Source organism: Massilia hydrophila (genome assembly GCF_020208145.1).
Taxonomy (GTDB): Bacteria; Pseudomonadota; Gammaproteobacteria; order Burkholderiales; family Burkholderiaceae_D; genus Telluria; species Telluria hydrophila.
In genome coordinates, this window is record NZ_JAHYBX010000001.1 from 620669 (window position 1) to 632737 (window position 12069).

General features: G+C 63.9%; 16 protein-coding genes. 12 read left to right on the top strand and 4 right to left on the bottom strand.

Annotated features, from left to right (window positions below; all coding sequences use genetic code 11):
- The first annotated feature begins 2 nt into the window (after nt 1-2).
- The 5 genes from LE190_RS02740 (at nt 3) to LE190_RS02760 (ending at nt 5079) form a co-directional block, all read left to right on the top strand.
- Nucleotides 3-905 (top strand): SPOR domain-containing protein, encoded by a 903-nt coding sequence (locus LE190_RS02740; protein WP_225237272.1) that lies wholly within the window; start codon nt 3-5, stop codon nt 903-905.
- A gap of 19 nt (nt 906-924) precedes the next feature.
- Nucleotides 925-1413 carry a CvpA family protein gene (locus LE190_RS02745; RefSeq protein WP_225237273.1) on the top strand — a complete coding sequence of 163 codons (489 nt, stop codon included), beginning with the start codon at nt 925-927 and terminating at the stop codon, nt 1411-1413.
- Between the two features lie 50 nt (nt 1414-1463).
- Nucleotides 1464-2987 carry an amidophosphoribosyltransferase gene (gene purF, locus LE190_RS02750; protein WP_225237274.1) on the top strand — a complete coding sequence of 508 codons (1524 nt, stop codon included), beginning with the start codon at nt 1464-1466 and terminating at the stop codon, nt 2985-2987.
- A 17-nt stretch (nt 2988-3004) separates the two neighbouring features.
- Nucleotides 3005-4246 (top strand): cystathionine gamma-synthase family protein, encoded by a 1242-nt coding sequence (locus LE190_RS02755; protein WP_225237275.1) that lies wholly within the window; start codon nt 3005-3007, stop codon nt 4244-4246.
- A 110-nt stretch (nt 4247-4356) separates the two neighbouring features.
- Nucleotides 4357-5079: a tetratricopeptide repeat protein gene (locus tag LE190_RS02760; RefSeq protein ID WP_225237276.1), complete on the top strand. Its 723-nt coding sequence runs from the start codon at nt 4357-4359 to the stop codon at nt 5077-5079.
- A gap of 48 nt (nt 5080-5127) precedes the next feature.
- Here LE190_RS02760 and lexA read toward each other — a convergent pair whose 3' ends face one another.
- The gene (lexA, locus tag LE190_RS02765) at nt 5128-5760 is read right to left on the bottom strand and encodes a transcriptional repressor LexA (protein ID WP_225237277.1); all 633 of its coding nucleotides are present in this window, start codon (nt 5758-5760) and stop codon (nt 5128-5130) included.
- 294 nt (nt 5761-6054) lie between these two features.
- Between lexA and rpsF the strand changes: the two genes are divergently transcribed.
- The 7 genes from rpsF (at nt 6055) to LE190_RS02800 (ending at nt 10857) form a co-directional block, all read left to right on the top strand.
- Nucleotides 6055-6441: a 30S ribosomal protein S6 gene (gene rpsF / locus LE190_RS02770; RefSeq protein ID WP_020656856.1), complete on the top strand. Its 387-nt coding sequence runs from the start codon at nt 6055-6057 to the stop codon at nt 6439-6441.
- A gap of 48 nt (nt 6442-6489) precedes the next feature.
- Nucleotides 6490-6783, top strand: coding sequence for a primosomal replication protein N (priB, locus tag LE190_RS02775; protein WP_225237278.1), 294 nt, complete (start codon nt 6490-6492; stop codon nt 6781-6783).
- A gap of 43 nt (nt 6784-6826) precedes the next feature.
- Nucleotides 6827-7117, top strand: coding sequence for a 30S ribosomal protein S18 (gene rpsR / locus LE190_RS02780; RefSeq protein WP_027866749.1), 291 nt, complete (start codon nt 6827-6829; stop codon nt 7115-7117).
- Between the two features lie 37 nt (nt 7118-7154).
- Nucleotides 7155-7607, top strand: coding sequence for a 50S ribosomal protein L9 (gene rplI / locus LE190_RS02785; protein WP_224942846.1), 453 nt, complete (start codon nt 7155-7157; stop codon nt 7605-7607).
- 105 nt (nt 7608-7712) lie between these two features.
- Complete coding sequence (locus LE190_RS02790; protein ID WP_224942844.1) at nt 7713-9098, top strand: replicative DNA helicase; 1386 nt, start codon at nt 7713-7715, stop codon at nt 9096-9098.
- An 86-nt stretch (nt 9099-9184) separates the two neighbouring features.
- Nucleotides 9185-9811: a DUF47 domain-containing protein gene (locus LE190_RS02795; RefSeq protein ID WP_225237279.1), complete on the top strand. Its 627-nt coding sequence runs from the start codon at nt 9185-9187 to the stop codon at nt 9809-9811.
- Nucleotides 9812-9846: 35 nt separating this feature from the next.
- Nucleotides 9847-10857: an inorganic phosphate transporter gene (locus tag LE190_RS02800; protein WP_225237280.1), complete on the top strand. Its 1011-nt coding sequence runs from the start codon at nt 9847-9849 to the stop codon at nt 10855-10857.
- A gap of 113 nt (nt 10858-10970) precedes the next feature.
- Here LE190_RS02800 and LE190_RS02805 read toward each other — a convergent pair whose 3' ends face one another.
- The 3 genes from LE190_RS02805 to LE190_RS02815 form a co-directional block, all read right to left on the bottom strand.
- On the bottom strand, nt 10971-11204 hold the full coding sequence (locus tag LE190_RS02805; protein WP_225237281.1) for a hypothetical protein: 234 nt from the start codon (nt 11202-11204) through the stop codon (nt 10971-10973).
- Between the two features lie 53 nt (nt 11205-11257).
- On the bottom strand, nt 11258-11503 hold the full coding sequence (locus LE190_RS02810; protein ID WP_225237282.1) for a hypothetical protein: 246 nt from the start codon (nt 11501-11503) through the stop codon (nt 11258-11260).
- A 219-nt stretch (nt 11504-11722) separates the two neighbouring features.
- Entirely contained in the window at nt 11723-11971 is a 249-nt protein-coding gene (locus LE190_RS02815; protein WP_225237283.1) for a hypothetical protein, read from the bottom strand.
- Between the last annotated feature and the right edge of the window lie 98 nt (nt 11972-12069).

Here is a 12069-nt window from a genome sequence, read left to right on the forward strand (position 1 = left end):
GCATGGGCTTGTTCTCGTTCGGTAGCAAAAACAGGCAAGACACGGTCCGGGACAGCGGCCATTTCGTCAAGGACGACGATGCCGCCTATGGCCAGCAGGCCCGCGCCAAGCGCGCCTCGCACGCCGGCGACGGCGCGCGCCGCGGACGTGGCGCCGACCCCATCCTCCCCGAAAAGAAGCGCGCCCGCCGCCGCCTGGTCGGTGCGATCGCGCTGGCGCTGGCGGCCGCGGTCGGCTTGCCGATGCTGCTCGATTCCGGGCCCCAGCCACTCGGCGCCGATATCGCCATCAACATTCCTGCCAAGGACAAGGCCGCGCCGCTGCCGGTGCCGGTCGCCGCCAGCGTCGATAGCGGCGAGGAGATCGTCGAGCCCGAGGCCACCGAGCCGGCGCCGGCCGATCCGCCGCCCCTGCGCACGCTCGAGATTCCTGCTCCCCCGGCGACGAAGCCGGAACCGAAGCTGGCTGCCGAAGCGGTGGAGCCTGTGCCGGTGAAGCCGGAGCCGGTGAAACCCGAAGCGAAGCGCGAACCGAAGGCCGAGGCCCCGACCAGGCTCGCCGAACAGGAAGCGAAGAAGCCGGTAGTAAAGCCGGCTGAGCCGAAGCCGGCGGAAGCACGCCCGCGCCAGGACGATGCCGCGCGCGCCATCGCCATCCTCGAAGGCAAGCCGGCCAGCGCGGCCGGCCCGGTCCAGAAATACGTGGTGCAGGTGGCGGCGCTGGCGACCCAGGAAAAGGTCGAGGAACTGCAGGGCCGCCTGCGCGCGGCCGGCGTGTCCTCGTTCACCGAGAAATCCGGTTCCCTGATCCGGGTGCGCGTGGGCCCGTACACGAAGGAAGAAGGCGAGAAGATCCGTTCGAAGCTCATCGGCATGGGCCTGTCCGGCAGCCTGATGCCGCTCTGAACGGGAAGGTGCGCGGGGCGTGACGATTTTCGATTACCTGGTGCTGTTCGTGCTGGGCGCGTCCGTCATCATTTCCACCTTGCGCGGGCTGGTGAAGGAAATCCTGTCGCTGCTGGGCTGGATCGTGGCCTTCGTGGTGGCCAACGCCTACGGCGCGCAGCTGGCGCCCCTGCTGCCCGGGCTGCTGCCGGGCGAGACGGCGCGCCTGATCGCGGCCTTCATCATCCTGTTCCTGGGTGTTCGGATACTGATGGGCCTGCTATCGCTGGCGATTGGCGCCCTGATCACGGCCACCGGGTTGAGCCTGGCGGACCGTGGCCTGGGCGGCCTGTTCGGCCTGGCGCGCGGCATTGTAATCGTGCTGAGCGCCGTCATATTGTGCGGGATGACTGCCATCCCGCAACAGGATTTCTGGAGGAACGCGCTGCTCTCGCCAATGGCGGAAACCGGGGCGCGTACGGTGAAACCTTTCCTTCCTGCTGCACTGGCGCAGCACATCCATTTTTAGATTCGTTTTGACATTCTTGTAATCACGCAGTCCAGTTCTAGGAGCGCACCATGTGTGGCATCGTCGGCGTCGTCTCGCACAATCCCGTCAACCAGCTTCTCTATGACGCATTGCTGCTGCTGCAGCACCGCGGCCAGGACGCTGCGGGCATTGCAACCAATCACAGCAGCATGTTTTCGATGTACAAGGCCAATGGCCTGGTACGCGACGTGTTCCGTACCCGCAACATGCGCTCGCTGCAGGGCAATACCGGGATCGGCCATTGCCGCTACCCGACCGCCGGCTCGTCCAGCGAAGAGGAAGCGCAGCCCTTCTACGTGAACGCACCGTTCGGCATCACGCTGGCCCACAACGGCAACCTCACCAACCAGGCCGAGCTCAAGGAAGAGCTGTTCCGCAACGACCGCCGCCACATCAACACGGATTCCGATTCGGAAGTGCTGCTCAACGTGCTGGCGCACGAGATCCAGGAAGCGGCCGACGGCTACAAGCTGGACAAGGACGCCGTGTTCAAGGCGGTGGCCGCGGTGCACCGCCGCGTGCGCGGGGCGTACGCGGTGGTGGCGCAGATCGCCGGCCACGGCATGCTGGCCTTCCGCGATCCGTTCGGCATCCGGCCGCTGTGCCTGGGCGTGAACGAGGGCGAAGCCGGCCTTGAGTACCTGGTGGCGAGCGAATCGGTGGCGCTGGAAGGCCTGGGCTTCCGCTTCGTGCGCGACATCGCGCCGGGCGAGGCGGTGTTCATCGACAACGACGGCAACATGTCGCAGCAGCAGTGCGCCGAGAACCCCTCGCTGAACCCGTGCGCCTTCGAATACGTGTACCTGGCGCGTCCCGACTCGGTGATCGACGGCGCCTCGGTCTACGCGACCCGCCTGCGCATGGGCGAATACCTGGCCGACAAGATCCGCCAGGAGATCCCGGTCGAGGAAATCGACGTAGTGATGCCGATCCCCGATTCCTCGCGCCCGGCCGCGATCCAGCTGGCGCTGAAGCTGGGCGTCGAGTACCGCGAAGGCTTCATCAAGAACCGCTACATCGGCCGCACCTTCATCATGCCGGGCCAGGGCATGCGCAAGAAATCGGTGCGCCAGAAGCTCAATGCGATCGCCTCCGAGTTCAAGGACAAGAACGTGCTGCTGGTGGACGATTCGATCGTGCGCGGCACCACCAGCCGCGAGATCGTGCAGATGGCGCGCGACGCCGGCGCGCGCAAGGTGTTCTTCGCCTCGGCCGCGCCGCCGGTGCTGTACCCGAACGTGTACGGCATCGACATGCCGACCCGCGACGAGCTGATCGCCCACGGCCGCACGGTCGAGGAAGTGTGCAGGGAAATCACGGCCGACCGCCTGGTCTACCAGGACATCGATGCGCTCAAAAAAGCGATCTCGGACGTCAACCCGGCCCTGACCAACTTCGAGGCATCCTGCTTCGACGGCGTGTATGTCACCGGCGACGTGACCCCGGAATACCTGGACCGCCAGGAATCCGCGCGCCACAGCCCGAAGGCCGGCCAGGTCGAGGATCCGGTGCGCACGCAGCTCAACCTGAACACCCCGGCGGTGGCCGAGTAGGCGGGACGGCGACTGCCATGAGCGAAACGAACCCCTACGGCTTCACCACCACCATCCTGCACAACGACCGCCGCAGGCCGGTCGAGCAGGGCTCGCTGCACAAGCCGGTGCATACCTCGGTCGCCTTCGGCTACGGCGACGCGCGCCAGCTGGCGGCCGTATTCCAGGGCCGGGAGCCGGGCTTCCGCTACGGGCGCCAGGGCAACCCGACCGTTGCCGCGCTGGAAGATAAGATCAGCAAGATGGAAGACGGCGTCGGCACCCTGTGCTTCGCCACCGGCATGGGCGCCATCGGCGCGCTGTTCCAGGCGCTGCTGAAGTCGGGCGACCATGTGGTTTCGTCCTCCTTCCTGTTCGGGAACACCAACAGCCTGTGGCAGACGGTGGCCGGACAGGGCGTCGCGGTGGACTTCGTCGACGCCACCGACGCCGCCAAGGTCGAGGCGGCGCTGCGGCCGGACACGCGCATCGTCTTCGTCGAGACCATCGCCAACCCGCGCACCCAGGTGGCCGACCTGGCGCGCATCGGCCAGCTGTGCCGCGAGCGCGGCATCCTGTACGTGGTGGACAACACCATGACCACGCCCTGGCTGTTCCGTCCCAAGGCGGTGGGGGCGGGGCTGGTGGTCAATTCGCTGACCAAGTCGATCGGCGGGCATGGCATCGCGCTGGGCGGCGCCCTGACCGACACCGGCCTGTTCGACTGGAGCGCGTATCCGAACATCGCCGCCAACTTCCGCAAGCAGGTGCCAGCGAACCAGGGCCTGGCCCAGCTGCGCGCCAAGGCGCTGCGCGACTTCGGCGCGGCGCTGGGGCCGGAAGCGGCGCACCATATCGCGGTGGGCGCCGAGACGCTGGCGCTGCGCATGGAGCGCACCTGCGCCAATGCGCTGGCGCTGGCGCGCATGCTAGAAGCCGATCCGCGCGTGGCCGCGGTGCACTACCCGGGCCTGGCCTCGCATCCGCAGCACGCCCTGGTGGCGTCGCTGTTCCGCAGCGGCGGTTCGCTGCTGAGCTTCGAGCTGGTTGACGCGATCGATCCTTTCGACTACCTGAACCGCCTGAAACTCGGCATCCCGGCCAGCAACCTGGGCGATACCCGTACCCTGGTGATTCCAGTGGCGCACACGATCTTCTTCGAGATGGGGGCGGAGCGGCGCGCCAGCATGGGCATCGCCGAGTCCCTGATCCGCGTCTCGGTGGGGATCGAGGATACCGAGGACCTGCTGGCGGACTTCCGCCAGGCGCTTGCGTCCTGAGCACCCGAAACATCATCATGGCAGCCCGCGGGCTGCCATTTTTGTTTCAGCGGTTGAGCGGGTACCGGCTTGCCCTTATCATGGGCCTTCTTTTGCCACTCCGAGCTGCCATGAAAACCAAGCTGTTCCTTGCATCCCTGCTGCTGTGCGGCGCCGCCCATGCCGGCGAACTGGACAACGCCAACGCCCTGTTCGAGAAGAAGGATTATGCGGGTGCGCTGAAGATCTATACGAAGCTGGCCGATGCCGGCAACCCGGAGGCGCAGCAGGCGCTGGGCCAGATGTACTGGTACGGCGAAGCGGGGCAGGTGGACGAGGCCAAGGCCGAGGCGCTGTTCAAGAAATCGGCCGCCAAGGGCAACAAGGTCGCCGCCGCGTCGCTGGCGGTGATGGAGCAGCGCGTCAAGCGCCGCAAGGACATCGACTACTGGATCAGCGGCTACGACGGCGAAGACCTGAAATCGGGCGAATTCCGCTGCGCGACACCGCGCATTCCGGCGATGTCGAAGATCAATGCCGACATTGACCGCATCGGCGCCGCCATCACGACCTGGCAGGATTGCTACAACCGCTACGTGACCAACCTGAACGCGGCCACGCCGCTCACCAAGCGCGTCCCCGAAGACATCCGCAAGCTGATGAAGAAGGACGAGCTGGAAAAGTCGACCGCCTACCTGGAGCAGTTGCAGGCCAACCTGCAGGAAGAGGCGAAGGTGAGTTCGAAACTGGTGCTGGCCGACTTCGAGGCCTGGCGCAAGGCGACCGACGCCTATGTCTCCGAGCACAACAAGATGGTCAAGAGCAACAGCTCGACCCTGTTGAAGGGGAAATAAGGGGTAAAAAAAAGGCGGGCATGCAGCCCGCCAGTGTGCGTTCCAGCCTTAGTGCCAGCTGCGCATCAGCCCGACCGCCAGCCCTTCCAGCGCGAACTCGTCTTCCGGCTTTACCTGGATGACCTTGAAGTCCGGATTTTCCGGCAGCAGTTCGACCAGGTTGCCGGTCTTGCGGTAGCGCTTGACGGTGACCTCTTCACCGAGGCGCGCCACCACGATCTGGCCGTTCTTGGCGCTGTCGATCTTCTTGACGGCGAGGAAGTCGCCGTCGCAGATGCCGGCATCGCGCATCGACCAGCCCTTGACCTTCAGCAGGAAGTCGGGACGGGCCGAGAACATCGCGGCATCGACGGAATAGGTGGCTTCCACGTGTTCCTGGGCCAGGATAGGGGAGCCGGCGGCGACGCGGCCGACCAGCGGCAGCGACATCATGAGATTCGGCGGCGGCATCGGAATCTGCTCGACCGAGGCGCCAACCAGGCGGATGCCGCGCGAGGTGCCCGGCGAGATCTCGATGGCGCCCTTGCGCGCCAGGGCTTGCAGGTGTTCTTCGGCGGCATTCGCCGACTTGAAACCCAGCTCGGCCGCGATTTCGGCGCGGGTCGGCGGAAAGCCGGTGTTGTCGATCGCTTCCTTGATCAGGTTCAGGATCTGTTCTTGCCTTGCAGTGAGCTTGAGCATGGGTGGTCTACGGCATTAGTTATAAGAGCAGACTGTATTTTTGTACAGTATTCCCGGATGCGCAAGGGCAAACACGGGAAAACTGCAAAAAAATGCTGCAACGCGGGCCACGCGCGCCCGATTGTGGTCCGATTGTGGCGTGCACCACGCATCTCAAGGCGCGATCGCGACCATGACAGCCTGGCCCTGGTTCCCATTCGCGCGATTTTCCGGCTATAATGGCAGGCTTTCCCTTCCCACACTCGTCTTGACGCCGAGGTGGGCATTTGTTTAAACGTCCTCAAGGAGTGTTGCATGCGTCATTATGAAATCGTTTTTATCGTCCACCCGGACCAGAGCGAGCAAGTTCCGGCGATGATCGAGCGTTACAAGACCACGGTGACCAGCCGCGGCGGTAACATCCATCGCGTGGAAGACTGGGGCCGCCGTCAAATGGCGTACCAGATCCAGAAGCTGCCGAAAGCCCACTACATCTGCATGAACATCGAGTGCGACAACGAGACCCTGGTCGAGCTGGAAACCGCATTCAAGTTCAACGATGCCGTCCTGCGTCACCTGACCGTCAAGATGAAGAAGGCCGAAACCGCACCGTCGCCGATGATGAAGTCGGTCCAGCGCGAAGACGCAGCCAAGAGCCACCGCGCTGAAGCAGCCGCCGCTGCCCCGGCCGCCGCCGCTTAAGCTGTCACCGGGTTTTCCCGGGAATCCGAAACGAAGCAAAGCAGCGCAGTGAACCAGTTCCAGCTCATCGCGACCATCGCGGAGCGAGACGTCCTGCGTTTCACCCCGGCCGGCGTCCCCATCGTGGGCGCGATCCTGATGCACGATTCGCAGCAGGTCGAGGCCGGCGTGGCAAGGCAGGTCGCGTTTGAAATCCCTGCGCTCGGCGCAGGCGAGATTTCAGGCAGGCTGGAAAGTGCCGAACTCGGCGCCGCCTACCGCTTCAACGGATTCCTCGCACGGAAGAACCGCAACAGCAAAGCCTTGGTGTTTCACATCATTGATTTCAGTGCCGCAGAGTAAACAAGCCCGCGGCGCAACCTAGATTAGATACAGGAGCCTCGAAATGGCATTCGGTAAAAAGTTCGACAAAAACAAAGCCAAAGAAAAAATGAAGCGCAAACAGCAGAACCCGCTGTTCAAGCGCAAGAAATTCTGCCGCTTCACCGCCGCCGGCGTGGAACAGGTGGACTACAAAGACGTCGACACCCTGAAGGACTTCGTCCAGGAAAACGGCAAGATCATGCCGGCACGCCTGACCGGCACCAAGGCGCACTACCAGCGCCAGGTCGACACCGCCATCAAGCGCGCACGCTACCTCGCGCTGCTGCCGTACACCGACCTGCACAACGCCTAAAGCGCGGCACGTCAGTCAGAATACCTGGAGAATAAATATGCAAGTTATCCTGCTCGAAAAAGTGGTCAACGTCGGTAACCTGGGCGACGTCGTCAAAGTCAAGGACGGTTACGCACGTAACTTCCTGATCCCGCAAAAGATGGCACGCCGCGCCACCCAGGCCGCCGTGGCCGAGTTCGAAGTCAAGCGCGCCGAACTGGAAAAAGCGGCAGCTGAAAAGCTGTCGGCTGCCCAGGCGCAAGGCGACAAGCTGAGCGGCATGACCGTCACCATCGCCCAGAAGGCGGGCGTGGACGGCCGTCTGTTCGGTTCGGTCACCAACTTCGACATCGCCGAAGCCCTGAGCAAGCAAGGTTTCGCCGTCGAGAAGTCGCAAGTCCGCATGCCGACCGGTCCGCTGAAGACCACCGGCGAGTTCCCGGTCGCCGTCGCGCTGCACACCGACGTCGTCTCGGAAATCACCATCGCGGTGGTGGGCGAAGCTGCCTAAGCAGTTGTTGTATAAATGAAAAAGCCGGGTTCGCCCGGCTTTTTTTATTCCTGGAAACTCGCCAATTATTTCAGCCGGATGACCGGAAACGGTATAATGCCCGCCATGAATTCCCCATCCGATCCGCAAGTCGATTCCCTGCGCATCCCACCGCATTCCATCGAAGCAGAGCAGTCCGTCATCGGCGGCCTCCTGCGCGACAATGCAGCGTGGGACCGCATCGCCGACTTCATGCACGCGGAGGATTTCTACCGCTACGACCACCGCATCATCTTCGAACAGATGGTCCGCCTGATCAACGCCGGCAAGCCCGCCGACGTGATCACGGTCTACGAAGCCTGCAACATGCTGGGCAAGGCCGAGGAAGTGGGTGGCCTGCAATACCTGAACGCGATGGCGCAGAACACGCCCTCGGCAGCGAACATCCGCCGCTACGCCGAGATCGTGCGCGACCGCGGCATCCTGCGCAACCTGATCACGGTGGCCGACGAGATCTCGGGCAACGCCTTCAACCCGCAGGGCAAGGAAGTCAAGCAGATGCTTGACGAAGCCGAGTCGAAGATCTTCGCGATCGCCGAGACCGGCGCCAGGGGCCAGCAGGGCTGGAACCCGATCCAGCCGCTGCTGACCCAGGTGGTCGAGCGCATCGACGAGCTGTATTCGCGCGAGAACCAGGGCGAGATCACCGGCGTGCCGACCGGCTTCATCGACCTCGACCGCATGACCTCGGGCCTGCAGCCGGGCGACCTGGTGATCGTCGCCGGCCGTCCGTCGATGGGCAAGACCGCGTTCTCGGTGAATATCGGCGAGAACGTGGCGATCGAAGCCGGCCTGCCGGTGGCCGTGTTCTCGATGGAGATGGGCGGCGCCCAGCTGGCCATGCGTATGCTCGGCTCGGTCGGCCAGCTCGACCAGCACCGCCTGCGTACCGGCCGCCTGAACGACGAGGACTGGCCGCGCCTGACGCACGCCATCCAGAAGATGAACGATGCCCAGCTCTACATCGACGAGACCCCGGCGCTGAACCCGATCGAGATGCGCGCCCGCGCGCGGCGCCTGGCGCGCCAGTGCGGCAAGCTGGGCCTGATCATCGTCGACTACCTGCAGCTGATGCAGGGCAGCCAGCCGGGCGACAACCGCGCGGCCGAGATTTCCGAGATCTCGCGTTCGCTCAAGGGCCTGGCCAAGGAACTGCATTGCCCGGTCATCGCACTGTCCCAGCTGAACCGTTCGCTGGAACAGCGACCCAATAAACGACCCGTCATGTCCGACCTGCGCGAATCGGGCGCTATCGAACAGGATGCGGACGTTATCATCTTCCTGTATCGCGACGAGGTCTACAACCCCGACTCGCCTGATAAGGGAACCGCCGAGATCATCATCGGTAAGCAGCGTAACGGCCCGATCGGGGCGATTCGCCTTACCTGGATCGGCTCCTACACCAAGTTTGGTAACTACAGCGGCAACCTCGCCATCTACCAGGGCGACTAAGCCGCACATTCGAAGTCAATGTACTTTGCCGCCGCCAGTCGTGGCGGCGGTTGCGAAGTCCCAAGAGATTCATAACGGAGAACAATATGTTTGGACGCCTGATGCCCCAGGAGGGCAAATTTTTCGACCTGTTCAACCAGCACGCCGCGCTGTGCGTGAAAGGTGCGCAGGAAATGCTCGGCCTGATGACCCATTTCGACGACCTGGAAAACCGCACCCACGCGGTGGAGAGCATCGAGAAACAGGCGGACAAGATCACCTACACCACCGTCGACCTGCTGCACAAGACCTTCATCACCCCGATCGACCGCGACGACATCCACAAGCTGATCACCAGCATGGACGACATCCTCGACATGATGGAAGACGCGGCCCAGACCGTGTCGCTGTATGACCTGCATGCGGTGACCCCGGAAGCGGCGCGCCTGGCCGAGCTGTGCCTGTCGGCCTGCAAGAAGGTACAGGAAGCCGTCTCCCTGCTGCACGACATGGGCAACGCCCAGAAGATCGTCGCCATCTGCGAAGAGATCGACCGCTTCGAGTCGGATGCCGACCACGTGATGCGCGCCGCCATGTCCAAGCTGTTCCGCGACGAGCCGGACGTGCGCAACCTGATCAAGATGAAAGCGATCTACGAGATCCTCGAGACCGTCACCGACCGCTGCGAAGACGTGGCGAACATTGTCGAAGGCATCATCGTCGAAAACGCGTAACGGTCAACCGCGCCACGCGCACAACAAGAATAAACATGGAAACTATAACCATCAGCATTTACGTGCTGGGCTTCCTGGTGCTGCTGGCACTGGTGTTCGACTTCATGAACGGCTTCCACGATTCGGCGAACTCGATCGCCACCGTGGTGTCGACCGGCGTCCTCAAGCCGCAGCATGCGGTGGCCATGGCCGCCTTCTTCAATTTCATCGCCATCTTCGTGGTGAACATGAAGGTCGCCCAGACCATCGGCAAGGGCACCATCGACCCGCACGTGGTCGACCATTACGTGATCTTCGGCGCCCTGGTCGGGGCGATCGCCTGGAACATCATCACCTGGTACTACGGCATCCCGTCCTCGTCCTCGCACGCCCTGATCGGCGGCCTGGTCGGCGCGGCCGTGGCCAAGGCCGGCACCGGCTCGCTCGTCTCCGGCGGCCTGATCAAGACCGTGGCCTTCATCGTGGTGGCGCCGCTGCTCGGCTTCGTGCTGGGTTCGATCATCATGCTGATCGTGTCCTGGCTGTTCGTGAAATCGACCCCGCGCAAGGTCGACACCTGGTTCCGCCGCCTGCAGCTGGCCTCGGCCGCCGCCTACTCGCTGGGCCACGGCGGCAATGACGCGCAGAAAACCATGGGCATCATCTGGATGCTGCTGATCGCGGCCGGCTACGTCAGCGCCAACGACACCCATCCACCCGCCTGGGTCATCATTTCCTGCTACGCGGCGATCGCCTTCGGCACGCTGTTCGGCGGCTGGCGCATCGTCAAGACCATGGGCCAGAAGATCACCAAGCTCAAGCCCGTCGGCGGCTTCTGCGCGGAGACCGGCGGTGCCATGACCCTCCTGATGTCGAGCTTCTTCGGCATCCCGGTCTCGACCACCCACACCATCACCGGCGCGATCGTCGGCGTGGGCGCCTCGCAGAAGGCCTCGGCGGTGCGCTGGGGCGTGGCCGGCAACATCGTCTGGGCCTGGATCTTCACCATCCCGGCATCCGCCTTCATGGCCGCGATCGCCTGGTGGATCGGCACCCACATCATGTAAGTGTGAGCGTGCCCGCCGCGGCGGGCCACCAAAGCAAAAGGCCAGGAATCCTGGCCTTTTGTCTTTTGCGGTCGGCGGGCGCGAACCGGGCGCCGCTTTCCGCGTCCTGCCGCTTACTGGCCGGGCGGCAGTTCCGGGCCCGTGCCCGGGTTCAGGCGCGCGCTTTCGAGCTCGACGGCGCTCATGGTGCTGACCACGCTCGTGCCTTCGCCCTTCTTGCGTGGAATATTGCTGCCGGTGGGGACATAGCGTCCTTCCGCGGCCACGTTCTCGCCCGTGGAGGGAGCGTAGTAGGCGCAACCGCCCAGCAGGGTGCTGGCCGCGGCGGCCATCATCAACTTCTTCATCTTGGTACTGCTCCTTTTCTGTCGATTTGTGAGGGGCGCTTGCCGCCCCCGGCTTACCAGTAGCGTGAACCCTGCCCCGAGGACATCATGGCGCGCGCGTTCTCGGTCTCCTGCTTGGGAACGGTGCCGATCAGGGTCGGACCCAGTCCCTCGCCATCCTTGCGCTTGATAAAGGTGCCGGTCGGCGCATAGCCGCTGGTATCGGCAACCTTCGCGCCCTGTTGCGTGGAACCCGGGCTGGCGCAGCCAGCCAGCATGCCACAGGCCAGTACCAGGCCCAAGCCAAGAATGTTCTTCATCACCGCTCATCTCCTTTCAAGGGCAATCCAGGCGCCATGCACGGATCGCCGATTACCGAAAACTGGCAACAGCCATTGTAGTGTTACATCAAGGTAAAAAATCGTTTTCTGGGCCTTCCACCTGCAATTACCCTGCGAGGATGGAGCGCTGGCGCAAAAAAACCAGGAGCGTTGCCGCGCCTGGTTCCGCTACCGGACACGGCGCGCCCGCGCGCCGCTTCAGGGCTGGGCCGGCAGGCCAGCGATGCCGTTCGACTGCATCGCACGCGCGTTCTCGACGGCGGTCTTGCTGACCGCGGTGACCGGCGCGGCCCCCAGACCGGTGCCGTTCTTGCGTGGAATCATGGTGCCGACCGGCGCATAAGCTTCTTCGCGGACGACTTTCTCGCCATTGGCCGGGGTTTCGGTGGCGCAGCCGGCCAGGCCGAAGGCCAGGGCGAGGGCGGCGGAAAGAGGCAGGTATTTCATCGAACTTCTCCTGAAGGGTGGAAAGCAGGTAGCGCAACTACCTGAGGCAAGCCAACCTGACCGTCTTGTTATCGGTGAGGGCGGCAATTCCTTGGCGG